At 44.6% G+C, this 23,458-nt stretch carries 23 protein-coding genes; all 23 read right to left on the bottom strand.

The window, feature by feature from the left end; translation table 11 throughout:
• Positions 1-30: 30 nt before the first annotated feature.
• Positions 31-627 carry a TIGR04100 family radical SAM protein gene (locus tag BN3282_RS01175; RefSeq protein WP_059066326.1) on the bottom strand — a complete coding sequence of 199 codons (597 nt, stop codon included), beginning with the start codon at positions 625-627 and terminating at the stop codon, positions 31-33.
• Between the two features lie 30 nt (positions 628-657).
• The gene (locus tag BN3282_RS01170; protein WP_059066325.1) at positions 658-1,179 is read right to left on the bottom strand and encodes a TIGR04002 family protein; all 522 of its coding nucleotides are present in this window, start codon (positions 1,177-1,179) and stop codon (positions 658-660) included.
• The gene (locus tag BN3282_RS01165) at positions 1,176-2,039 is read right to left on the bottom strand and encodes a pyridoxamine kinase (protein WP_059066324.1); all 864 of its coding nucleotides are present in this window, start codon (positions 2,037-2,039) and stop codon (positions 1,176-1,178) included. The genes BN3282_RS01170 and BN3282_RS01165 overlap by 4 nt, the downstream gene beginning before the upstream one ends.
• 147 nt (positions 2,040-2,186) lie before the next feature.
• Positions 2,187-4,250: a glycoside hydrolase family 13 protein gene (locus BN3282_RS01160; RefSeq protein WP_059066323.1), complete on the bottom strand. Its 2,064-nt coding sequence runs from the start codon at positions 4,248-4,250 to the stop codon at positions 2,187-2,189.
• Positions 4,251-4,286: 36 nt separating this feature from the next.
• Positions 4,287-6,107 (bottom strand): ATP-dependent zinc metalloprotease FtsH, encoded by a 1,821-nt coding sequence (gene ftsH, locus BN3282_RS01155; RefSeq protein ID WP_205408515.1) that lies wholly within the window; start codon positions 6,105-6,107, stop codon positions 4,287-4,289.
• A 63-nt stretch (positions 6,108-6,170) separates the two neighbouring features.
• The gene (gene hpt, locus BN3282_RS01150) at positions 6,171-6,698 is read right to left on the bottom strand and encodes a hypoxanthine phosphoribosyltransferase (RefSeq protein WP_059066850.1); all 528 of its coding nucleotides are present in this window, start codon (positions 6,696-6,698) and stop codon (positions 6,171-6,173) included.
• Positions 6,667-8,103, bottom strand: a complete 1,437-nt coding sequence (gene tilS / locus BN3282_RS01145; RefSeq protein ID WP_059066321.1) for a tRNA lysidine(34) synthetase TilS — start codon at positions 8,101-8,103, stop codon at positions 6,667-6,669. The genes hpt and tilS overlap by 32 nt, the downstream gene beginning before the upstream one ends.
• A 46-nt stretch (positions 8,104-8,149) precedes the next feature.
• Positions 8,150-9,547, bottom strand: coding sequence for a SpoIIE family protein phosphatase (locus BN3282_RS01140; protein WP_059066849.1), 1,398 nt, complete (start codon positions 9,545-9,547; stop codon positions 8,150-8,152).
• 93 nt (positions 9,548-9,640) lie between these two features.
• Positions 9,641-9,976 carry an FtsB family cell division protein gene (locus tag BN3282_RS01135; RefSeq protein WP_059066320.1) on the bottom strand — a complete coding sequence of 112 codons (336 nt, stop codon included), beginning with the start codon at positions 9,974-9,976 and terminating at the stop codon, positions 9,641-9,643.
• A gap of 49 nt (positions 9,977-10,025) precedes the next feature.
• Positions 10,026-10,358 (bottom strand): spore cortex biosynthesis protein YabQ, encoded by a 333-nt coding sequence (gene yabQ / locus BN3282_RS01130; RefSeq protein WP_059066319.1) that lies wholly within the window; start codon positions 10,356-10,358, stop codon positions 10,026-10,028.
• 10 nt (positions 10,359-10,368) lie between these two features.
• Positions 10,369-10,653, bottom strand: coding sequence for a sporulation protein YabP (gene yabP, locus BN3282_RS01125; protein WP_059066318.1), 285 nt, complete (start codon positions 10,651-10,653; stop codon positions 10,369-10,371).
• 64 nt (positions 10,654-10,717) lie between these two features.
• Positions 10,718-10,957: an RNA-binding S4 domain-containing protein gene (locus BN3282_RS01120; protein WP_059066317.1), complete on the bottom strand. Its 240-nt coding sequence runs from the start codon at positions 10,955-10,957 to the stop codon at positions 10,718-10,720.
• A gap of 134 nt (positions 10,958-11,091) precedes the next feature.
• Complete coding sequence (locus tag BN3282_RS01115; RefSeq protein ID WP_059066316.1) at positions 11,092-11,364, bottom strand: HU family DNA-binding protein; 273 nt, start codon at positions 11,362-11,364, stop codon at positions 11,092-11,094.
• Between the two features lie 179 nt (positions 11,365-11,543).
• On the bottom strand, positions 11,544-13,274 hold the full coding sequence (locus BN3282_RS01110) for a phospho-sugar mutase (protein WP_059066315.1): 1,731 nt from the start codon (positions 13,272-13,274) through the stop codon (positions 11,544-11,546).
• Between the two features lie 51 nt (positions 13,275-13,325).
• Positions 13,326-14,333 carry a CotS family spore coat protein gene (locus BN3282_RS01105; RefSeq protein ID WP_059066314.1) on the bottom strand — a complete coding sequence of 336 codons (1,008 nt, stop codon included), beginning with the start codon at positions 14,331-14,333 and terminating at the stop codon, positions 13,326-13,328.
• Between the two features lie 65 nt (positions 14,334-14,398).
• Positions 14,399-15,733, bottom strand: a complete 1,335-nt coding sequence (locus BN3282_RS01100; protein WP_059066313.1) for a CCA tRNA nucleotidyltransferase — start codon at positions 15,731-15,733, stop codon at positions 14,399-14,401.
• A gap of 3 nt (positions 15,734-15,736) precedes the next feature.
• A complete protein-coding gene (locus BN3282_RS01095) occupies positions 15,737-17,374 on the bottom strand; it encodes an ATP-binding protein (RefSeq protein ID WP_059066312.1) in 1,638 nt (545 codons plus the stop codon).
• Entirely contained in the window at positions 17,371-18,468 is a 1,098-nt protein-coding gene (locus BN3282_RS01090; protein WP_059066311.1) for a metallophosphoesterase family protein, read from the bottom strand. The genes BN3282_RS01095 and BN3282_RS01090 overlap by 4 nt, the downstream gene beginning before the upstream one ends.
• A gap of 90 nt (positions 18,469-18,558) precedes the next feature.
• Positions 18,559-19,950 (bottom strand): asparagine--tRNA ligase, encoded by a 1,392-nt coding sequence (asnS, locus tag BN3282_RS01085; RefSeq protein WP_059066310.1) that lies wholly within the window; start codon positions 19,948-19,950, stop codon positions 18,559-18,561.
• Positions 19,951-20,087: 137 nt separating this feature from the next.
• Positions 20,088-20,744 carry an aspartate/glutamate racemase family protein gene (locus BN3282_RS01080; RefSeq protein ID WP_059066309.1) on the bottom strand — a complete coding sequence of 219 codons (657 nt, stop codon included), beginning with the start codon at positions 20,742-20,744 and terminating at the stop codon, positions 20,088-20,090.
• 77 nt (positions 20,745-20,821) lie between these two features.
• Entirely contained in the window at positions 20,822-21,766 is a 945-nt protein-coding gene (locus BN3282_RS01075; protein WP_059066308.1) for an aminopeptidase, read from the bottom strand.
• A 7-nt stretch (positions 21,767-21,773) separates the two neighbouring features.
• Positions 21,774-22,469 (bottom strand): AroM family protein, encoded by a 696-nt coding sequence (locus tag BN3282_RS01070; RefSeq protein WP_330382119.1) that lies wholly within the window; start codon positions 22,467-22,469, stop codon positions 21,774-21,776.
• A gap of 3 nt (positions 22,470-22,472) precedes the next feature.
• Positions 22,473-23,411, bottom strand: a complete 939-nt coding sequence (locus tag BN3282_RS01065) for a DUF1177 domain-containing protein (RefSeq protein ID WP_059066306.1) — start codon at positions 23,409-23,411, stop codon at positions 22,473-22,475.
• Positions 23,412-23,458 lie beyond the last annotated feature (47 nt).

Raw genomic sequence — 23,458 nt, 5'->3', positions numbered from 1 at the left:
TCTAACTTTTATTCTTCCTTATTTATATTTTTATACAAACTTCCTGATACGCAGATCGACCCCTATTTTTTCTGCCAATTCTCTGCTTTTTTGGATTTCTTCTTCCGAGAGTACATCTACTACCGTAAATTTGACTTCCGGCACATATTCTTTGCATTCTTCCGCAAATTTCAGCATACCCTCAAACGCATTTTCAAACTGGGGTCTTGTAACATCCATATATTTTTCTTTATCTGGGGCATTCAAACTGATAGATACACTGTCAACAATTCCTGCCAGTTCTGATATGATGTCTCTTCCATAATATAGATTTGCAAGTCCGTTTGTATTCACCCGTATCTTAAGCCCATATTTTTCCTTTGCGTATTTTGCAGAATGCAGAAGATTTTCCAACGCACAGGTGGGTTCTCCATATCCGCAGTAAACCAATCCTTTATATCCGCTGAAATCAAATGCGTCTATCGCAGAAATCACTTCCTCCAATGTAGGATCTTTCTCATGCCACAGTGTATCTGCATCTCCTACTTTGTCCCGATGGCTGCGAATACAAAATTTGCAGCTGCAGTCACATTTATTTGTCAAATTTACATAGACATTTTCTTTATATGTATATAATATATCTGCCATCTTATTTAATCCTCCTCATGCTGTTTCCTGTCAGTCCTGTAAATGTAGCATCTGTCTTGTTTTCCCTTTTACGTGAGCTTTATCCAGTGCTGAGGCGAGCACAAAGAAAATCAAGGCACTTCCTCCCGACTGGATCAGGCTGCCCGTAAGCGATGCAATCGGAGCAATAAAAGAACCAAATAAAATTCCCTCAGCCAGATAATAGCCTGCGGCTGAGATCGGCAGTGCAATAAAAGGAGCCGCTATATTTTTGGCCGTCAGGATTTTCTCCTGTCTGCTTGTAAAAGGAAGGGTGATCAGCATCTTGATCACAATAGTCGCCGGCGCCCACATAGGCGCTGTCAGAATATCCGCCATACCTCCTCCGATCGCCGCCGCGGCAAGGGCATATGGTCTTGGCAGAAATACTGCCGCCAGATAGATCAATGTGTCTCCGAAATGGATATATCCCCCGTTTGCCCCATATGGTATATGGCAAATATACGCTGTCATCACCGTGATCATCGCCGCAAAAAGACCGGTAGTTACGATTTTTGAAGTATTAGATTTCATTCTTGTTCTCCTTTCAGCATCCAAAGATATTTTTCATATTCTATACCATCATTTCTCGGAATCTGTTCCTGTACAGCATCCCGCATGGCACATTCGATCATTGCTCCCACCTTTTCCATTACAGATGTGATTTCTTCTTTCTTCGCAGTCCCTGCTGCCACTGCGGAAGCAAAAATATCACCCGTTCCGGAATAACTGCCTCCTATATACGGAAATGCACAGAGATGTTCCTCTGTTTTTGTGACAGACAGATTGCCCATTTTCTCCTTTCCGTCCGCTTCATCCAAAAATTGTATTCCCGTCACTATCACCATCTTCGGTCCTTTTTGCATGATATTTCGCGCCATTTGAGAAATAACTGTCAACAAATGCCTTTCTTCTGTCATATTTTCTATCATACGGTGATCTGTATCCGTCAAAAGACAAAGTTCTGTCAGATTCGGTGTAATGATATCTGCCCGTAAAACTAATTGCTTCATAAGACGCAAAAGCTCCGGCGTAAAAATAGCATATTGCTTCCCATTATCTCCCATAACCGGATCGACTAGCAAAAATGTATCTCTTTTATAAAATATGTCTAAAAAGGCAAATACCTGCTCTATCTGTCTGCTTCCTGCCATAAAGCCGGTATAGATACCGTCAAAGGCAGCCCCCATCTTCTCCCATTCTCGAAAAAAGGGTTCCATTTTGTCTGTATAATCATCTAGGAAATAACTGTCATATCCTGTCTGCGCGCTTAAAACCGCCGTAGGCAGAGGACATGGCTGTACTCCCATTGCCGCGATCACCGAGATCGCCGCTGTAAGAGAGCATTTTCCAAATCCCGATAAATCATTAATAACCGCTATCTTTTTTGTCATATTTTATCTCCTGACTCTTTCATCGTCACAGCAATCAACTCTGTATCCGACTATGCATTTTCTGTTATAATAACATAGAACTGGTTATATCAAAATAACCAGTTCTATCATATTTATACAGTCCAGTTTTATATAATAAAATCTATATCAAAAATCTCCCTCTGCTTTTTGTAAATGCAAAGGCTTCAGCACAATTGCGGAGTGACGTCCCATATTCAGTACGATTTCGCCATTTTCCACAATATATTCATCTTGTTCCGTTGTATATCCTTCCTCATATGAATACACGAGACGGATCATTCTGCCCTTTTCCGGAACTTCTGCCTGCCATACCGGCACAGTTACCTCCTTTAACTCTTTACTGTTATTCAATACAACAATAATCTGCTCCTCTTCCTGAAACCTTCCGTAAGCAAGAATATTTTTTCCCCAATACAACATCTTCAAAGAGCCTGTGCGCAGTGGTTTTTCTTCTTTGTGTATACCTATCATCTCTTTATGGAAAGCGATCAATTCCTTATCTTCATGCCCCCATGGATAGGTTCGCCTATTGTCCGGATCTGTAAAGCCGCAGACACCTGCCTCATCTCCATAATAAACGGCAGGAGCTCCAGGCCAGGTCATCTGCACGACGACTGCCTCGCGCATAACAGCTGTATTGATTCCTTCTTCTGCCGCCTTTGTCCCCAGGTTCTCTACTCTTCCTACGATATGGTTCGTCCGCGTTAAAAAACGAGAATGATCATGATTGGAAAGTTGGTTCATGGCTACCTGGAGGGAAGGGGTCAGCATGCAGGCCATAAAGTGATTCATTGTGTTGACAAAATTGTCTGCATTGCCCCACAGATCCATCCTTCTCTCATCGCTGTGCTTTTCCATACCAGTCAGAAACCACGTGACCGGTTCCATAAAAGCGTCATAGTTCATCACACTGTCCCACTCATCTCCCTGCAGCCATTCTGCCGGATCGCCATAATGCTCTGCTAGAATCAGAGCTTCCGGATTCACGCTTTTGATTTCTTTTCTGAACCGCTTCCAAAACATATGATTAAACTCATTACTGTAACCTAGATCTGCTGCTACGTCCAGACGCCACCCATCCACATTATAGGGCGGAGAGACCCACTTTTTTCCTACCTCTATAATATATTGCTCCAACTCCGGTGAGTCTTCATAATTCAGTTTCGGTAATGTCTCATGCCCCCACCAGCCGTCATACTTCTCGTTATATGGCCATGCACTGTCTCTTTCATCAAAAAAATGAAAAAATTTACGATACGGGCTGTTCGCATCCACATAAGCCCCCTTTGGATATTCCGGCTGCTGTTCGTAGATCCTCTCTCTGTCCATCCACTTATTAAAAGAACCGCAATGATTAAACACACCGTCTAAGATCACACGCATCCCACGCCGGTGCATTTCCTCCACAAGCCTTGCAAACAGAGCATTGCTTGCCTCTAAATTTTCCTTTTTTCCTGTACGGACCTGATATTTTGTCGCCCGCAGATTATCACAGCTGTCTTCTGAAAGTACTTCGCCGCCGTCCTCTGCAATCTTTCCATAATGTGGATCGATATAATCGTAATCCTGAATGTCATATTTATGATTAGACGGAGAAACAAACAGCGGATTAAAGTAGATCACTTCTACTCCCAATTCCTGCAGATAATCTAATTTTTCCAGAACCCCTGCCAGATCGCCGCCATAAAAACGACGAATATCCATTGCCTGCGGCGGCTGGTTCCAATCGCATACTTTCCCGCACGGTTCCCCTATATAGATATATTCTCTGTCTTCTACATCATTCGACGTATCCCCATTATAAAACCGATCGACAAATATCTGGTACATTACAGCGCCTTTTGCCCAATCCGGCGTCTGAAAACCTGGAACGATGGCAAAATCATAAAACGGTTTTATTTCCTCTGACACACCGCACCGATTATAATAACAGACGCTATTTTCTTTCTGGATTTCAAAAGAATAGCGGAAAGGTTCTTTTGTAAGCTGACATTCTATCTCATAATAGTCAAAGCTTCCTTTTGTACACACTTTCCGCATAATATCTTTCCCGGTTTTCAACAGAATACGCACTTCATCCACATCATTTTTGGCTGTCCTGAAACGAAGCCTGACTTTCTCATTTTCAGCCGGCTGGGCAGGGCATACATATCCTGATGTGCCGTCGCTAAATAGTGCGTCCTTGTTCATATACAAACCTCCTCATCCGGCACAAGGGAATCGCTCTTAGGATTCCCCGCCGGAAAGCTGTGGTTTATTTTCCAGCTTATCTTCTTCAAAAAGCGCTTCAAACTCGCTTCTTGTGATTTTCTCTTTTTCCAGCAACAGCTGTGCGCAAGCTTCTAATACCGCATGATATTCTTTAAGCAGCGCTCTTGCTTTTATATAGCACTCGTCAATGATACGCTTTACTTCTTCATCTATCGTACCTGCGATCTTTTCTCCATATCCTCTGGAAGTATGACCGAAATCTCTTCCTATAAATACCTCGTCGCTGTCATTATCATAGTTGATAAGTCCCAGACGCTCTGACATACCAAATTTTGTGATCATAGATTTGGCTATCGCTGTTGCCTGCTTAATATCCTGTGAAGCCCCTGTTGTAATATCATCAAAAATCTCTTCTTCCGCCACACGGCCGCCGAGAGATACCGTGATCTCCTGCAGCATATGCCCCTTTGTATTAAACATATCATCCCGTTCAGGAAGCGGCATCGTATAACCGCCTGCTCCCCCTGTAGGAACGATGGATACACTGTACACCGGCCCCACATCTGGAAGTACATGGAATAAGATGGCGTGCCCTGCCTCATGATACGCTGTAATACGGCGTTCTTTTTCAGAGACGATACGGCTCTTCTTCTCCGGCCCGATCCCTACTTTTACAAATGCATGGCGGATATCTGACTGCTGGAGATATACTCTGTTTTCTTTTGCTGCCAGTATCGCCGCTTCATTTAAAAGGTTTTCCAGATCAGCACCGGTAAAACCTGCTGTTGTCTGCGCGATCTGTTTCAGATCCACATCATCCCCCAGGGGTTTATTCTTTGCATGCACCTTTAAGATTTCTTCGCGTCCTCCAACATCCGGACGACCCACGATCACGTTTCTGTCAAACCGACCCGGTCTTAATATCGCCGGATCCAAGATATCCTTGCGGTTCGTCGCTGCCATTACGATGATTCCTTCATTTACACCAAAACCATCCATCTCCACAAGCAGCTGGTTCAATGTCTGCTCCCTTTCATCATGTCCGCCGCCCAGACCACTTCCACGCCTTCTCGCAACGGCATCGATCTCATCAATGAAAATGATGCAGGGGGCATTTTTCTTTGCATCCTGGAATAGATCACGGACACGGGAAGCTCCCACACCTACAAACATTTCTACAAAATCCGAACCGGAAATACTAAAAAACGGTACTCCCGCCTCTCCGGCAACTGCTTTTGCCAGAAGTGTCTTTCCCGTTCCCGGAGGTCCTTCTAACAAGACGCCTTTGGGGATTCTCGCCCCGACCTGGATATATTTCTTAGGCGCTTTCAAAAAATCGACAATTTCTTCTAGTTCTTCTTTTTCCTCTTTGAGACCTGCCACATTTGCAAAGGTCACTTTTATATCGCTTTGCGTGCTCATTTTTGCACGGCTTTTCCCAAAATTCATCGCCTTGGCATTAGCGCCGCCGCCCTGCCGATTCATAAGGAAAAAGATCAGCGCGATCCCCGCAAATGTGATCAAAAGCGGCAGCATGACTGTCGTCATAACAGAATCCTGCTGCACATTAGACATTTTATAATCCACGCCGTATTTTTCCAGAAGTTTTTGTACTTCTTTTACATCCGACACATACACTGTCCTGGCATTGTCTTCATTTTTTAAAGTGACTGTTACAGAACCTGTAGGAACAGCCTTATTTTGGCCGATCACAGCATCTGTCACATTTTTGTCTTCTACTTCCTGTTCAAACTGGGTGTAAGTCAGCTCCTGCTGATGCATCTGCATACGGTTCATCAACCAAAATGCAAGCACGACGATAAGGGCAAACGTCATGACCGTAACTCCGCTTACGCCCCTGTATTTCTTATTGTTCAATCCGTTTTGTCTCCTTCCTGTTTATTCTACGCCTTCTACCACACCTACATAGGGCAGATTTCTATATTTCTGGGCATAGTCCAGACCATATCCTACCACAAATTCATCTGGTATCTCAAACCCGACATAATCCACTTTTACATCTTTCACTCTGCGGTCCGGCTTATCCAACAAGGTGCATAAACGCACACTTTTCGGATTTCTGTGTTTTAAAACATCGATCAGATAGTACAAAGTACGGCCTGAATCGATAATATCTTCTACGATCAGGACGTCCTTTCCTTCGATCGCCTCATCCAGGTCTTTCGCGATACGCACAACTCCACTCGACGCCGTACCGTCTCCATAACTTCCAACACTCATAAAATCCATAGAAACCGGCACTGTGATTCTCTTTGCCAGTTCACACATAAAGAAAGCGCCGCCTTTTAAGATGCAGATTAAATGCACCTGTTTTCCCGCATAATCTTCACTGATCTGTCTTCCCAATGTCTGGACTCTATCCTCTATTTCTTCCTCAGATATTAATACTCGAATTGTCTCTGACATCTGCTTTTTCCTCCGTTATTTTTATTTCTAATATTTGTTTTGTCTCTTCTGTCACTTGATAAACCTGACTTTGCCGCATTCCCGGTATCCATATGACCTGCTGTCCATCTGCTATAAATAAAAGAGTTCCTCTCTTTTCTTCCGGGATCTTTTCATTGATCAAATACTTCTTCAACTTCTGTGTGCTGCCCTTTTTGTCAATCGCGATCCTATCTCCAGGTTCACGAGTTCTGATAAGCAGCCTATTTTTAATTATAGCATAATCAAACCATTTAGTGTAGCCTTTTTGTGGTATAGAAGAGAAAGAAAAATCCGCTTCTTTCCTAAAAATCCTACATGAAACTTTTAATCTTCGCTCTGCTATTTCCGTCTCCCCCGGTATGCATAGTTCTTTTTTGTATGCCTTTGTTCCTGTATTGTCCTTACCGGACTTTTTCTGTCTGATAAGAACACCCGGATAAACACGGCGTGCGGTTATGTGGTAGGGAAGATCGATCTGTCTTCCCACTTGACCGGCAAGCAGATCCTGCACTGCCTCAATATGGACAGAAGTAATATCCCGACACGAATCTGCTGTGCGTTCCATCACTTTTTTCACCAGAAGCTTTTGGATAACGGCGGACAGAGCTTCCCATTTTTCTTTGCAGATCAAAATACCTTCTTCCTGACGCCGTATACAATCGCAGTACGCCCTCTCCGTCTGCTCTTCCAGATATTCCCATACCTCCTGTATCTGCACGGAAGCTTCACATATATGCCGGACAGCACAGGCATTGACCCCTTTTTCAAGCTCCGGTATGATCTTATGCCGTATACGGTTTCTTGTATATGCATCCTCATCATTTGTCTCATCTGTGCAAAAGGAGAGCCTCTGACCGGCAAGCCATTGTTCAATTTCCGCTCGCTCTAGGCAGAGCAGTGGTCTTATAAAAATCTCATTTACCGGGCATATCCCACGCATCCCTTTTAGCCCACTCCCTCTTGCCAGATTCATAAGCATCGTTTCCGCATTGTCATTCCGATGATGCGCTGTCGCGATCTTTGTGCCGCCGACCTCTTGACATACTTTCCAAAAGGCTTCTCGGCGTACTGTGCGTCCTGCTTCCTCAAGAGATTGTTTCCTTTTTGCTGCGATTAATTCTACATTTTCCCGAAAAACTCTGAGGGGAACTCCTTTCTCCCGGCACAACTGTCTCACAAAAGCTTCGTCTGCATCTGCGCTTTCCCCACGGAGCTGATGATTGACATGACATGCCACGATCTGAAAGTCCAATGTCTGCTTCAGCTCTAAAAGCGCGAAAAGCAGGCATACCGAATCCGCGCCGCCCGATACGCCTGTGACCACCACATCTTTTTCCTGTATCATATGATATTTTTGAATAAACTCTTGTATTTTTTTCATCATATGTAAACTATACTCAATCTATGACAAAATTGCAAGAATCTCTGCCTTAGCATTCCCATAACCCAATCGCCAGCACAGTCATATCATCTGTCGGCGCCTCTCCCGTCCAATTTAAAACCTGCTCCAGTACATGATGAGCCATTTCTTTGGGATTCACGATCGCGCTGCCCTGTATGATCGTCTCCAGAAGAATATCCTGTTCCCCCACCGGAAGCGCATCCAGTACTCCGTCTGTCACCATAATAACAAAATCCCCTGCCTGTAATTTTCTCTTTACAGTGTCGATCTCAATCGAATGAAGGACTCCGATCGGCAGACTGGTAGAACTTAGATGCTCCACCACGTCTCCTTTCTTGATAAATGTGGAAGACGCGCCCGCCTTGATCAGCTCGCATTCCCCTGTGTACAGATCAAACACGCTCATATCGATCGTCGAATACTGTATCTCCTCTCTGCCCATCACCAAAGTCGTATTGATCATCTGGATCGCTGTTTTCTCCGGAAACCCTGCTTCCAACAATTCCTCCAGCAATTCTATCACCAGCGTGCTTTCCCTGCATGCCTTCTCACCGGAACCCATTCCATCAGAGAGCGCTGCTGCCAGTTTTCCTCCCGGCAGTTCCACCATCATAAAATTGTCCCCTGACACTTGACTGCATCCTTTGCCGATCCGAGCTACTCCGTGCATGATATAATAGGCCGGGCCTTCTATACAGACGACTGTGGCATATTCTTTTCCGAGCATCTGCCCACTGTTTTCTTCCAAAATAAATCTTCTTCCCAATATATCTGACACGCCTTTTACTAGTTCTCTCTGTGTGACACAACGATTCTGTACAGCTCTCGCAGTAACGTGTATCTCATATTTTCCTTCCCGGTTCATAAAAAAATGCGTATATAATACACGGATCCCCCTTTTCTTTAATCCGGAACTGATCTTCTTTTCCAACCGTTCATCCGTAAACATACTGTCTTCCAGCTCTTTCGCCGTCACGCGTATCATATCCGCAAATGTATCCATCTGGATCGCACATCCTTCTCTGCTTCTTGCCATTCGATTGACCCAGATCATATTCTGTCTAGCATCATGAAATGCCTCCAGCATCTCCCGCAGGAACCTGGGTGCCATGATACATTTCTGCTGTAGTTTTCTTTTTGTTTCCATATTCATCTCATTGCCATAATGATCTATTGCAGATAAAATTTCATATCCCATCTGATAGGTATGTACAAAATTTTCTCCCCAGCACCAACTGCATTTTTCACAGTTTCCGCATACTTTTTCTTTTACCCGCTGAAACATATCCTCGATCTCTTCATTGGAAAATGCCTGCTTTTTTTCTTCCAGTTCCAGAAAAGTACGAGACAGCTGTTTCAAAGAATCCGCAAATTTCTCTATCTGGGCAACATACGGGCTGTTATGTAATACTTGTCCTTCATTCATTGTATTCATACTCCTTCCTCTTGGCCTGTCGCCTGCACATGCACGCAAAAACTCCAGGAGAATTTCTCCTGGAGTTTTCTTTCGTACTTGTTCTTATTCCGCCGGCTTAAAAATCACTTCATCAGGGTCGACAAGCCCCAATTTTTCTTCCGCCGTCTCTTTTATATATTCGTCTGACTTCACGTATTCTTCGTAATCTTCAATTTCCTCGGAACGTTCCTTTTCCTTTTGGATCTCTGCTTCCAATTCCGCTTCCTGCGATTTGTATTCTTTATTTTTCGCCTGCAGCATGAAAGAATTGACTGTCAGTACCCCTGCTAAAAGCAAAAGAATAAAACCGATCCCGATCATACTTCTCTTATGATGGCGAAGCTGTGACATCTTCTTGGAACGCTGCCTGTCCACTTTTCCGCTTTTCTTTTTCGTCATTTATACTCACCCTATTTAAAAATATTTTCCCCTTGTTATAAAAAATATTCTATCTGTTTTTTTTATACTTTTCAAGATTTTTCTGTTCTTTCATCCATATTTTTTTTAAAAACATACGAAAAAAATATACAAACAGACATCCTGACACGATCCCTAAAATAAAGAACCAGCGTATACTGCCATACGTTGTCCTATACATCTGATAAAAAAGATAAATACTGACAAAAAACCAAAAAAGGAAATCCTCCACACTGACTGCCCAATACCTGTGCCGGATCAGTTTGCGGAATAACACAAGTATATCATACACAAGCATCACCGTGATTCCAGACAATCCGGCAAAAAGAAAGATCATTGCTTCTGTCTCTATTCCCAGCATCATAGGTGCTCACCTACTTAAACAATTTTGCAAAAAAGTTCTCATTCTGTCTGCTCGCCTGATTTGCATTGGAATACGCGACACTGTCAATATTCCCGGACAGATCCACCTCTCCCTTTTCTACGCTCAGCCGGTTCACATGCAGGTCTGTTCCTTTTACCATTAGCATTCCCATCTCTGTCTCCAGCAATATCTCGTTCAAATCAAATGAAAGGACATCCAGTACTCCTGTCACCATACTGGTTTTTCGGTTATTTATGATCAATTTATGTGCTTTCATGATCCGTTGTTCTTCCATACAGACGCCCCCTTCCTGTGCTTTTTTATATATATGAGGGGTTATGTTCGATTATGTCTGTAATTTACAGATATTTGAACAGTTCTTTTGCTTCTTCCTTTTTTGTTGTATCCTGTATAGCCAGAACTTCCACTTTCACAGATCTTGTTCCAAACTGGATTTCTATGACATCTCCCGGTTTTACCTTTACGGATGCCTTTGCAGATTTCCCATTTACCAACACCCTGCCTGCGTCACAAGCCTCATTGGCTACCGTCCTTCTTTTGATCAGACGGGATACTTTCAAGAATTTATCAAGTCGCATCTTTCTCCTCCCTTAAAACCAATCGGACAACTCTGTCGCTGTCATAATAAAGAGCACTTACAATGCCGTACATCATAAGTGCTCTCATATCTTTCTTATAGGGGACAACAACCTGTCCTCTTTTTATACACTCATTAGTTCAAAGCGTCTTTTAATGCCTTTCCTGCTTTGAATTTCGGAGCCTTGCAAGCAGCGATCTTCATTGTCTTGCCTGTCTGAGGATTCCTTCCCTCTCTTGCAGCTCTTTCGCTTACTTCAAATGTTCCGAAACCTACTAACTGTACTTTATCTCCTTTTTTCATCTGTTCTGTTACTACATCGATAAAAGCCTTCAATGCTTTTTCAGAGTCTTTTTTAGAAATTTCTGCTGTCTCAGCGATCGCTGCTACTAATTCTGTTTTGTTCATGGATCATGTCCTCCTCTTAATTGTACTAGAATACAAATATTCTGCCCTTTTATAAAGGTTTCGTGTATAAACGGCCACACGAAGCACCCTTATGTATGTTATAACGGTTTCGTTCTTCTTTGTCAAGAAGTTTTACTGTTTTTGCGCCTTTTTAAACTGTTTTTCGCAATAATAAACATTTACATAATGGTATCGATCATAGCAAGGATTTCTTTTCCCATCTTTTCCGCCTTTTCATCTGCATCTGTAAGGGAATTTCCTTTTATTCCATAGTAGAATTTTACCTTTGGCTCTGTTCCGGAAGGTCTTACACACACCCATGCTCCATCTGCAAGATCATAGTAAAGTACGTTGGAATTAGGCAGCCCTGTTCCTGTCACTTCTCCTGTCTGCATATCCTTGATCGTATCTGCCTTATAATCTCTTACTTTTAATACTTTTAAGCCTGCGATCGCTGTAGGCGGATCCTTTCGGAGAGTCTCCAAGATCTCCTGGATCTTCGCGATCCCTTCAATCCCCTTCAACGTGATAGATTTGATGTCATCTTTGTAATATCCATAACGTTCAAAGAGATCGATCATCGCATCCCACAGTGTCATATTCTTTGTCTTATAATATGCTGCCGCCTCACACAGCGCCATTGTGGCAACGATCGCGTCTTTGTCTCTTGCATGTGTTCCGATCAGACAGCCATAGCTTTCCTCAAAACCAAATACGTACTCACCTTTTCCGCTCGTCTCAAATCCCAGGATCTGTTGTCCTATATATTTAAATCCTGTCAGACACTCGATCAGCCCTACGTGATAGTCGTCTGCGATCGCGTCTGCCATATTCGTCGTTACGATCGTTTTGATCAGGAAACCGTCCTCCGGCAGTCCTTTGATCGCCTTTCTCTGTCCGATCTCATAATCTGCAAGCAGGCATCCTGACATATTACCGGTCAGCGTATGGTATTCGCCATTTTTATCCTTCACACGTACACCCAGACGGTCTGCGTCTGGATCTGTCGCAAGGACGATATCCGCGTCCACCTCTTTTGCCAGTTTCAATCCCAGATCAAATGCCTCTTCCGCTTCCGGATTCGGATAGGATACGGTTGGGAATTCTCCGTCCGGAAGTTCCTGTTCTTTCACTACATAGACATTTTCAAAACCGAGTTCTTGCAAAATACGGCGCGCAGGAATATTTCCGGTTCCGTGAAGCGGCGTGTATACAATCTTCAGTTCTTTTCCTGCTGCGTCTATCGCATCTTGATGCAATACTTGCTTTTTGAGTTCCGCAATATAAGCATCGTCTATCTGTGCCCCGATCGTCTCATAAAGTCCTGCTTCTTTCGCCGCTTCCAGTGACATCGTCTTTACTTCTGTATAACTTTCTACCGCTTTCACCTCATCCATGATCCCTTTATCATGAGGCGGGGTGATCTGCGCGCCATCTTCCCAGTATACCTTATATCCGTTATATTCAGGCGGATTATGGCTTGCCGTTATATTAATACCGGCAATACACGCTAATTTTCTCACAGCATACGAAAGTTCCGGCGTAGGACGCAGAGACTCAAACACATATGCCTTGATTCCGTTTGCCGCCAGGCATAAGGCTGCTTCCTGCGCAAATTCCGGCGACATCCGGCGGGAATCAAAAGCAATCGCCACACCTTTTTTCTCCCCGTTCTTTTTCAAAATATAGTTTGCCAGCCCCTGTGTAGCCTTTCTCACTGTATAAATATTCATCCGGTTCGTTCCTGCGCCGATCACGCCGCGCAGCCCGGCTGTTCCAAATTCCAGTTCCGTATAGAAACGCTCTTTGATCTCCTTATCATCTTCTTTGATAGCTTCTAATTCTGCCTTTGTCTCATCGTCAAAATAAGAATCGGAAAGCCACTGCTCATAGCCTTTTCTGTAGTCCATACTGGTACCTCCTGACATATAATAAATCTATTTTTATTATACAACAGGCCTTTATAAATTTAAAGTAAATATATTTTCTATAAATTCCAACTTTTCTTCTGCCTGCAAAACAGATAACTGCAATTTTTCAACACTCTTTTCCGGTATCCATGCTTTATTAGAATGATAATATCCGCTCGCTGTTTTCCAAAATTTTTCCGGGTACGCAAGATGTAGCGCAATATACTCCTTCTCTCCTTTGCACAGGGGTCTTACCGCCTGATAGCAATCCAACATTTTCCTGCCAAGCCGTTCATTCCACTGATGCTTTTCCATCACTTTTCTCAGAAAATAGTATAGATCCTGTGCCTGGACATCCATCCGGAAATGTTCAAAATTTGTCACTGCAGGCATGCCCGTTCCGGGCAGTAAAACATTGTGATAATTATAGTCACCGTGTATGAGATATTTTTTCTCTATACACTTCTCATACAGCTTTCTGCACGTTTCACTTCCCAGCCGGACAGTCACTTTCTCTGCCAGTTCATACATCCGCTCAAAATGCTCCAGAAACAAATATTCAAATTCATTTTTTGTTACTCTGCCTCTGATAAAGGCGCGTACTTTTTTTAATTCTCTATTGTGTCTTTTTACTTCCTCTTCGGGCACGCGGCCTGTAAACGGAATACATTCTTTTGAAACTCCAAAATTTTCATCCCAGTTTAACACTTCATGCAAGCGTGCCAACTGTCGGACTGCTTCTAAAATATCTGCTTCTCGTTTCACCTCACACTCTCGCCCGGAGAACCACTTTTTCAGCATATATTTTGTACCGTCTCTGCCCAAACATAACAGCTCGCCATTTTTTGTAAAAACCGGCGTATCTACTTTAAACTTTGTTTCCTCTTCCAGACGGCTTAACAACTTATACAAAAGAGGAGCACGACGCGCAGATATCTTTGTCTCCTTCAGCAACATCGTCCCCTCATTTGTTTCGCAAAAAAACGCACCCCTGATCCTGCGGGTGCTTCTCACTTCCATGTCATATTGTTCCAATACTTCTAATTCATACTCCTTCATGGCTGCCCCCTGCATTATGCGATTCATAGTTCTTTCTAATCTATGAAGGGAACAGCCCAAGTATGCTATAAACCAAGTTTTTCTTTCACATATTCACACAAAATCTCTTTTTTGTTGCACTCTGGATCATCGATGACCCATTCCAAAAGTTCTGAGAGCATGCTGCCCAGTTCTCTTCCCGGCTGCATGCCAAGCGCCATCAGATCTCTTCCACTCACCGCCAGATCTCTTAGTGTAACACACTCTTGATTAAGAAGTACCTCCTGATATACTTCTCGCATGGCGACAATATTCTCAATCTTTTCTCTTCTCTTATATGGACTCTGGGCTTTCGCATCTGCCATCCGCACTGCCAGATAATATGGGAACAGTTCCACCCCTATCCGGTTCATGGCGCGCCGAACATTCTTAGGCGTCGCCTCGATACGGTAATCGTGGTAGCACACCAGACGGGTCACCTTTTTCACTGTATCGTTATCGAATTTCAAACGACGCAGTATTTTCCGCGCGATCTCTTCACTCACCAACGCATGTCCCTTAAAATGATCGATCCCCTTTTCATCGGTCGTTTTCATGGAGGGCTTGCCCATATCATGGAACAACATTGTAAGCCTTAATATCTTATCTCTTTTTACATTTTTTAAAGCATGCAGCGTATGCTCTGCTACATCGTATTTATGATGCGGCGTATTCTGCTTTACACCGACCATTGCGTCCCATTCCGGCAAAACTACCCTGGTAATCCCTAGTTCATACGCATCTTTTATTTTTTCCGGATGATTCGAGGTCAAAAGTTTGACTAATTCTACCTGGATACGCTCCGCGCTGATGTTTTTAAGCGTAGGCGCCAGTTCTTTTACCGCCTCTGCCGTATTATCCTCGATCGGAAACCCAAGCTGCGCAGAAAACCGGACTGCCCGCAATATTCTGAGCGCGTCTTCTGAAAATCGTTCCTTAGGATTTCCCACACAGCGTATCAGATGGCGGTTTAAATCCTGCATTCCTCCAAACACATCCACCAGGCGTACTTCATCATTATATGCCATGGCATTGATCGTAAAATCTCGTCTGCGCAAGTCTTCTTCTAATTGGTTAGTGAAAATGACCTCTTTAGGATGACGGCTGTCTTCATACAGCCCGTCTATCCGATATGTTGTCACTTCAAAACTGTCTTTTCCGATAAGCACAGTAACTGTCCCATGCTCGATCCCCGTATCTACTGTTCTTCTAAACAGACGTTTGATTTCTTCCGGTCTAGCAGACGTCGTAATATCCCAATCCTCCGGCCGCCGTGCCAAGATAGAATCCCTCACACAGCCGCCAACCGCATACGCTTCATATCCATGCAGCTGCAGATTCTGAATGATCATTTGCACCTTTTTCGGCAATGCTATTTTCATCTACTATCTTCCTTCCATATGTCTATAAAAAATTTCTTGTTCTCTCTTTTGGCAAGTAAATATTATAGCCTGCTTTTTCGTATCCCTCAACCATTTTAATGCACTTTTTACTCTTTTCTCATCATAAAACGCAAATACGTCATCTAAAATGACTGGCATCTCCTCTTCCCCTAAGAATGCAGAGGCTGCCATTCTTATAGAAAAGTAGATCTGTTCCACCGTCCCTCTGCTCAGACGATACAGAGGGATCCTCTGCTTTCCGTCCCACACAGATATGTCAAACGTTTCTGTTATTTTCAATCCTTTATAACGTCCGCCTGTCACAATGCTTAAAATTTCAGAAGCCTTGTCATTCATCCTCTCATCTATGCTGTATCGCAGTTTTTTCGACGCTGTAAGCATCGTCTCCTCTGCCAATTTCAATGCTCTTACACTTTCTTCTGACAGGGCCAATTCTTCCGGCACAGAAAAATCCATGGCTTCCTCACGCAGATTTTCCAGACGTATTTCTTTTTCTTTCCAGTCAGACTGCAGCTTTTCCCGCTGCCACATCAGTTTCTTCTTCTCTTCTTCCGCCTTGCTTAACTCCTGCTTTGCCTCTCTTTTTTCTTCCTCAGCCTGCTCTTGCCTTTGTATATCCTGCATCTTCTGGCGTCCGGCAGATCTATCTGCATATATCTCTCTTACCAGCCCCACACCAAGCAGGATTATGCCGATCACCAGGATCACGCTGGACAGCACCATGAGCGGCACACTGCCCGGAAACCACTCCTGCTGTTTGAGAAAGTAGCCTGCCATCACTGCTATCAGTCCGACCAGGATCCCGGCAGCTCCTTCTGCAAGAAGAGTCCTGTTTTCCTGTCCTTTCTTAGGATCTTCAGCACCTGGCACATCCTCTTCCCGGCTTTTTGCAGCCTGCTCCTGCCGGGTACGCAAGCTTGCTTCGATCCGGACTTGTACATTATATCTGCTTTGATTTTCCGCGAAATCCTGCCGGATCTTTTCCATATCCTGCTCGATATATCTACATTCCTGCCGGATCTTTTCTTTTTTTTGCTCCTCTTCTTTGCTTATATATTGTACCTTTCTCTCTGCCTCTTTTTGTTTCTCCTTCAGGCATTTAAGCACCCCCTGCAGATCGACCTCTCCACTTCCGGTTTCATAATAGTTGGCCGCATAATTCCGCAGACTATCCGCTAACTCCTGTCCTGGCTTTGCCGACATCTGTCGGATTAGGACAGTGTTGTCAAACACAGCCGGCGTCATCTCTCCCAAAAGGATTTCCAGGTCTCCTTGTTCTACGGACAATTCCTCCCCATCATCCTCGCAGATCAAAACAGCAGATCTTCTATATCTGTCAAAATTTCTCTCCAGCAGGAAATTCCTCCCACCACAGGTAAACCGCATGCTCCCCGCATAGTGATTCGGGTTATCCCACGGCTCATACCTGCTGAAATCATCTCTTGCCGCCGCTTTTCCCCTTCCTCTCTCCAAGCCAAACAACATGGCACGTATAAAAGCGCAGAGCGTACTTTTCCCAAATTCATTCTCCCCATAGATGATATTCACTCCGGGTTCAAACCAAAAATGCTGTTCTGAAAATTTTCCAAAATTTTGTATGTACACTTCTTTGATGATCATATCTGCTTTTCCTTTTCTCCATGCATATTTGTCAGAATGGCCTCTACGCCCTCACAGAGTGCTTTATATTCCACACTGTTTTCGGGACAGCCCTGCAGCATGCGGATGTATACTCCCAAAAGGTTATGGGAATTTTCTTCAGCCAGGCGGGCAAAGTCGTATACTGGATGTGTTTCATCCAGGATCTCCAGAATATTTCCATATGCATCCATATTTGCCGTGTCAAATACGATGTCCGCATCCCGGCTGCCCCTAAGGGTGATCTTGTATATATTTTCCACGCCTGTCTCTTCTACCACCTGCTTCATAAGCCTGTACAGGCTTCCTGCCGTCTGTCTCTCATCGACTGGGATCTGCATATGTATATACTGCCTCTTTGCACATGGCACCCTGCGGCAGCATACCCCTTCCTGTCGTATCTCGCCTTCGACAAAACCATGTATGCCTATATCATTTCTATCGATAGGTTCCAATGAACCAGCATACAAGATCCGCTGTCGTTTCAGAAAACCAGAACCTCTCTCCTGTTTTTCCGCTGTCTGGTGGATATGCCCTAACGCCACATAGGCAAAACCACTTTTTTCCAGTTTCTCTCTGTGTATAGGAATGTGCTTCTCATCTCCTCCGTGCGCCAGCAGGATCTCAAAGGGCTGTACGCCGCATGCTACCGCCGTATCATATTTCGCCTCCACAATCTCCCTACTGTAATAACTAAACCCGTACACTGCTGTCTGAAGCTCCGAAAATGCAACATATTCCATCTCTTCTCCAAACAACGGATATACATTTTCGCTCCATTGAAATGTACGATAATAAGAATCTCTTCTGATATAATCGTGATTGCCTGCGATCAGCACCACTTTTGTATGGGAAAGGCTGGAAAATAAAAAATTCACTTCTTTCAGTTCGCGAAGCAGCGGCTGGCGGTGAAATAAATCCCCGGCGATGAGCAGCAAATCTATTTTTTCTCTTTCACAGACTTCTATGACATATTCAAATGTATCCCAAAGTTCTTTTGGACGTATTGCGCTGTATGCCTTTCCCGCGTCCGGGGTCGCCCCCAGATGTATATCTGCTATATGAATAAACCGCATTGCTCTTTTTCCTTTCTTATACACGTAAGGCGCGGCAATCCGCCGCGCCTCTCTGGTCGTTTCTGTATTTCCTGCTTTTTATATTTCTGCTTATAACTCACAGTTATTGACCGTTCTCGGAAACGGAAGGACATCACGGATATTGGACATACCTGTCAGATACATGACACATCTTTCAAAACCGAGTCCATATCCTGCATGTCTCGTAGAACCATATTTTCGGAGGTCAAGATAAAATTTATAATCCTCCTCGCACAGATCTAATTCCTGCATTCTGGCTCTTAATTTCTCATAGTCGTCTTCTCTCTGGCTGCCCCCGATAATCTCTCCAATCCCCGGTACGAGACAGTCTACCGCAGCGACCGTCTTTCCGTCTTCATTCAGCTTCATATAAAATGCCTTGATCTCCTTTGGATAATCCGTGACAAATACCGGACGTTTATATACCTGCTCTGTCAGATAACGCTCATGCTCTGTCTGCAGATCACAGCCCCAGGATACTTTATATTCAAATTTATCATTATTCTTCTCAAGAATCTCTACGGCTTCTGTATATGTCACGCGGGCAAAATCTGAATTCACCACGTTGTGCAGACGCTCCAGCAGACCCTTATCCACGAAAGAATTAAAGAAATTCATCTCCTCCGGCGCTTCTTCTAACACATAGGAAATAATATACTTCAGCATTGCCTCTGCCAGATCCATATTATCCTCCAGATCAGCAAACGCAATCTCCGGCTCGATCATCCAGAATTCCGCCGCATGTCTTGTCGTGTTCGAATTCTCCGCGCGGAAAGTCGGACCAAAGGTATAAATACTGCGGAATGCCTGCGCATATGTCTCGCCATTTAACTGACCGCTTACAGTCAAGCTTGTCTCTTTTCCGAAAAAGTCTTTCGTGTAATCAACCGTTCCATCCTCATTCTTCGGCACGTTTCCCATATCCAGTGTTGTCACACGGAACATCTCTCCGGCGCCTTCACAGTCGCTCCCTGTGATCAGCGGAGTGTGCACATAGACGAAGCCTCTCTCCTGGAAAAACTTATGGATCGCATATGCGGCCAGCGACCGAACACGGAACACCGCCTGGAATGTATTTGTTCTAGGACGAAGATGCGAAATTGTTCTAAGATATTCGAAACTATGGCGTTTCTTCTGCAGCGGATAATCCGGCGCGGAAGTTCCCTCTACCGTCACCTCATCCGCCTGGATCTCAAAAGGCTGTTTTGCCTGCGGTGTCGCTACCAACGTACCTGTCACGATGATCGCCGCGCCTACATTCTGTTTCGAGATCTCGCCGAAATTCTCCATTTTATCATGATATACGATCTGAAGCGGCTCAAAATAAGAACCGTCATTTACTACGATAAAGCCAAAAGTTTTCGAGTCGCGGATACTGCGTATCCATCCTCCTACGGTCACTTTCTGGTCCAGATACTTCTCTCTGTTTTTAAATAACTCCCGAATCGTTACCAATTCCATAACCAATACTCCTTCTTCTTTTTAAGCTGCCCAAGAACAGCTGTTTTGGGTAATGGTATTATTATAACACTGAACCCGCATGAAATACAACTATAAACCTAAAAACTGGCAAAACCTGCCGAATCGGATTTTTCGTATTACCGGATACTCTCATAGTAGGCAAATAGACCTTCTGCCATCACCGGATCGATAACAGGAAGCCCTGTAACGTCCTCCAACTCTTGTGCCGCACCGATCGTCGCAAGACCTGTGCAGGCAAGAGCGATCACTTCTGCTCCCTTTTCTTTCAGACGCATGCCGGAGGCGATTACCTGTTTTCTTCCTTCCGGCGTCATCAGATCCAACGTACTGTCCACACCTTTTGGCTTCTCCAGGATCATTTTTCCTGCCAGAAGTCTTCTGTAAGCGTCCGGCGCATACTCTGTGATTCCCAGCACGCCTACTTTTTCCCCGTAACGCAGAGCCAGAGCCGCCGTTGTCTCCCCGCCTCCGGTCACCGGCATACCCGGCATTGCCTTTCGTATCTGCCTGACTCCCGGATCATCCGCACAGCTGACAATGATCATATCCACATTCTGAAAGGATTTTGCCGTCTCTACTATCTTGGGAACTGCAATCTCACAAAGTTCGGGACTGTGTATTCCCTCCGGCTGATCCGGAATACATTTTGTCTCTACCGTCAAAGTAGGAAATTTCTCCATGATCTGCTTTTGATGAGCATATAGTACCTCCGGATCTTCACTAGTCAGGACACGGATCAATCCTATTTTAAATGCTTTTTCCTGCTTACTCATTTGTCTCCTCCTTCAAATGCCCAAACCAGGCTCACAACAAACCCCCACAGCTTTTCTGCCGGCTGCGGGGGTTATTTTTATACTTGAAATACTCCTTCTTTAATCACCAATGTATCGTCCAGATAGAGTGTGGGCCGCAAAATAATGCCGTCCATATGGCAATCTGCTTTATTTACCCCGCCAAAGGAAGTATTCGTCCCAAAGGCAATGTGCACTGTTCCATACACTTTCTCGTCTTCCAAGATAATGCCGTTTAAAACAGCAGCCTCATTGGTCCCTATTCCTAGTTCACACAACGTCGCATTTTCCTGATTTTTCAGCAGGATGTCCAGATTCTCACTTTTTTCTCCTGTCACATGGCAAAGTTTTCCTCCGCGGATCTGCATATACAACGGACTTTCTAATTTCCCGATCCCTACCATAGAACCGTCTATGAGCATTTCTCCATCTGCTCCATCTTCCAAAGGAGCGATATACGCTTCCCCGGAAGGAAGATTCCCGCATTGTCCATTTTCCCTATATACACCCGGACTGGGAACACCCTTTCTTCCTTTTAAATAAATATGTAATATCTTTCCACTCTTTTCAATTCTCGCACAGTCTGCTTTTGACAGCATATCCGTGATCTTTGCAGTCAGTTTCTCTACTGCTGTATAGTCTGCTGTCATCGCTCCTTTAGTGAACATTTCTCTGGTAATCCCCGGCATTGTCGCCACCCTGGTTCCTGCTTTTGCCGCTTGGATCCTTGCGTTTGTATGAGTCAGCGATTTTGCCGTAGGCGCGATCACGACATCTGCCGCCTTCATGGCTTCTGCGATCGCCCTGGGCGGTTCCTGCCCGCTGACGTCTCTTTCCCGCATGACAAACAGCATTCCTTCGCAGCCAAGATGACCGGCAGCTTCATACAATGCCTCTCCGATTTCTTTTCTCGTATCATCAGTGATCACAAGAACTTCTTCTCCCCGCCTGACTCCCAGACAGGATACCAGCACCTGCTCCGCGATCTTTACTAAATCTTCCATTATCTTTTTATCCTCTTTTCTTTAAATCTGTCAGTTCAGATACGACCCGCGCGAGAAGAGTACGGGGAAGAACAATCATTTTCCCTGTTTTTTCTTCAAACATACGCTTCATTTCCTGTGTATAGCCAATACAATCCAAAACGACCAGATCTGCCTCCATGTCTTTCACCCGTTCTGCCGCCTTTTCCAGTTCCTCCCATGCTCCATAAGGGGAAGCCGCGACTGAAGTCACCTTATCTACATATTGCCTCCATTTTTCCTCTGTCTGCGCAAGCTGCAATGGAGAAGGTGTCACACAGATTATATTCGATTTTTTCGTCATCAAAGGAACCAGGCGATCTAGGATGTCGCACGGATAGATCAAGGGAATATGCCTGGCTGTTAATGTTTCGGGAAATTTCCCTGTGCAAAAGAACATGATCAGCCGGCAGCCTTCTGCCTCCATCGTATCGATCGCCTCCTGCAGCCTTGGCAGGATATGCCATTCTGCAAAAGTAACCGACGTTCCGTCTGTCAGACGGGAGACAAGCACATAGTCTCCTTCTTTCGGCTGGAAGTCAGCGATTTCTTCCCTAGACAGACCGTCCAGTCCGCCAGCCTGTATAAGCTCAGCCTGCCCTTCAAAAATATCCATGATATCTGCTGTCACATCTGTTCTTGGAGCTTGTCCGATGGTAATCGCACCGATCTTCAATATACTCACCTCTTACTCTTTCCCCAGCGTCTGCAAATGTTCCATAGTCCCATACAATTTCACAATGCGGGCATATTCTGCTTCATCATAAAATTTACACTGTCCGCGCCCAAAGGCTTTCGCAACTTCCAACATAAACCGTGCCGCTTCTTCTACATCTGTCGCATGTGTAGCTCCCGTCGCACATCCCGGCACCATGACCTCTGTCGTAATGGCAACCCCCACTACCGGAGCTTTCGTCGCCGTGCATGGCTGCAATACACTGTTGATATGATGCACGTCATTTCCATAAGGCGTGATATCTTGCGTAGCCAGCGGAAATACATATGGAAGTCTGCCCGTCGTGATCTGCATCAAATCCAGCAGGTCCTCGGAAGTCCTTAAAATATACCCTTCTTTCACAGTAGGAGAAATGGCAAATCCTCTTGTATTGATCACGCGATTTCCTTTTGTTGTATCCACAGAAAGAATAGCGTCCAAATCATCCGATACTTCTTCTTTGTTCACCTGAGACATCTCTACTGGAGAACCCATAAAAGGAACCGGATCATGAGGCTGCGTCGGTGCATCCGGACAGATATGCGTAGAGATCAATACGTCTCCTTCCAGCATATCTCCTTTGTTCTGCATATCCAAAATTTTGGCGGCAAGGGCAACCGCCGCAAGAGCTCCGTCACCATCAGATACAAAACCGATCCGTTCCGGGCGTGCTCCCAGCCCGCCCAGTCTGCCAAGAAGCCCGATCGTCGGCGCAGTTCCGCCATTTGTTTTTCCTTTAGAACCAGGGATACGTACCTTGAGCATATCAGTAGAACCCTTTGGTCCTTTTAGTTCATACACCTCGATATCTGCATCTGATTTTATGCCTCTTAGATATGCCTCCACTTTCTTCCCTGTTACGTTCCCATCATCCAGAATATCGTACGCTTCCATGATCTGTTTCATCAACATATTTTTACTCTCCTTTACACGTTTTCTATTTAATAACAACATACCAC

The sequence above is a fragment of the Mediterraneibacter massiliensis genome, from assembly GCF_001487105.1.
GTDB lineage: Bacteria > Bacillota > Clostridia > Lachnospirales > Lachnospiraceae > Mediterraneibacter > Mediterraneibacter massiliensis.
This window is presented reverse-complemented; position numbering and strand designations above follow the sequence as displayed.

Excerpts from the sequence above, each read along its gene's own strand:
- BN3282_RS01105 (WP_059066314.1), bottom strand. The coding sequence starts at position 14,333 with ATGAAGGAGTATGAATTAGAAGTATTGGAACAATATGACATGGAAGTG.
- BN3282_RS01160 (WP_059066323.1), bottom strand. The coding sequence starts at position 4,250 with ATGAACAAGGACGCACTATTTAGCGACGGCACATCAGGATATGTATGC.
- BN3282_RS01140 (WP_059066849.1), bottom strand. The coding sequence starts at position 9,547 with ATGAATGAAGGACAAGTATTACATAACAGCCCGTATGTTGCCCAGATA.
- BN3282_RS01080 (WP_059066309.1), bottom strand. The coding sequence starts at position 20,744 with ATGAGTAAGCAGGAAAAAGCATTTAAAATAGGATTGATCCGTGTCCTG.
- BN3282_RS01100 (WP_059066313.1), bottom strand. The coding sequence starts at position 15,733 with ATGAAAATAGCATTGCCGAAAAAGGTGCAAATGATCATTCAGAATCTG.
- BN3282_RS01135 (WP_059066320.1), bottom strand. The coding sequence starts at position 9,976 with ATGACGAAAAAGAAAAGCGGAAAAGTGGACAGGCAGCGTTCCAAGAAG.
- asnS (WP_059066310.1), bottom strand. The coding sequence starts at position 19,950 with ATGGAATTGGTAACGATTCGGGAGTTATTTAAAAACAGAGAGAAGTAT.
- tilS (WP_059066321.1), bottom strand. The coding sequence starts at position 8,103 with ATGATGAAAAAAATACAAGAGTTTATTCAAAAATATCATATGATACAG.
- BN3282_RS01090 (WP_059066311.1), bottom strand. The coding sequence starts at position 18,468 with ATGCGGTTTATTCATATAGCAGATATACATCTGGGGGCGACCCCGGAC.
- BN3282_RS01165 (WP_059066324.1), bottom strand. The coding sequence starts at position 2,039 with ATGACAAAAAAGATAGCGGTTATTAATGATTTATCGGGATTTGGAAAA.
- BN3282_RS01110 (WP_059066315.1), bottom strand. The coding sequence starts at position 13,274 with ATGGACTACAGAAAAGGCTATGAGCAGTGGCTTTCCGATTCTTATTTT.
- yabP (WP_059066318.1), bottom strand. The coding sequence starts at position 10,653 with ATGGAAGAACAACGGATCATGAAAGCACATAAATTGATCATAAATAAC.
- yabQ (WP_059066319.1), bottom strand. The coding sequence starts at position 10,358 with ATGATGCTGGGAATAGAGACAGAAGCAATGATCTTTCTTTTTGCCGGA.
- BN3282_RS01075 (WP_059066308.1), bottom strand. The coding sequence starts at position 21,766 with ATGGAAGATTTAGTAAAGATCGCGGAGCAGGTGCTGGTATCCTGTCTG.
- BN3282_RS01115 (WP_059066316.1), bottom strand. The coding sequence starts at position 11,364 with ATGAACAAAACAGAATTAGTAGCAGCGATCGCTGAGACAGCAGAAATT.
- ftsH (WP_205408515.1), bottom strand. The coding sequence starts at position 6,107 with ATGACGTTTGCCCTTATCGTCGTGCTTGCATTTTGGTTGATGAACCGT.
- BN3282_RS01095 (WP_059066312.1), bottom strand. The coding sequence starts at position 17,374 with ATGATCATCAAAGAAGTGTACATACAAAATTTTGGAAAATTTTCAGAA.
- BN3282_RS01065 (WP_059066306.1), bottom strand. The coding sequence starts at position 23,411 with ATGTTGATGAAACAGATCATGGAAGCGTACGATATTCTGGATGATGGG.
- BN3282_RS01120 (WP_059066317.1), bottom strand. The coding sequence starts at position 10,957 with ATGCGACTTGATAAATTCTTGAAAGTATCCCGTCTGATCAAAAGAAGG.
- BN3282_RS01175 (WP_059066326.1), bottom strand. The coding sequence starts at position 627 with ATGGCAGATATATTATATACATATAAAGAAAATGTCTATGTAAATTTG.
- BN3282_RS01170 (WP_059066325.1), bottom strand. The coding sequence starts at position 1,179 with ATGAAATCTAATACTTCAAAAATCGTAACTACCGGTCTTTTTGCGGCG.
- hpt (WP_059066850.1), bottom strand. The coding sequence starts at position 6,698 with ATGTCAGAGACAATTCGAGTATTAATATCTGAGGAAGAAATAGAGGAT.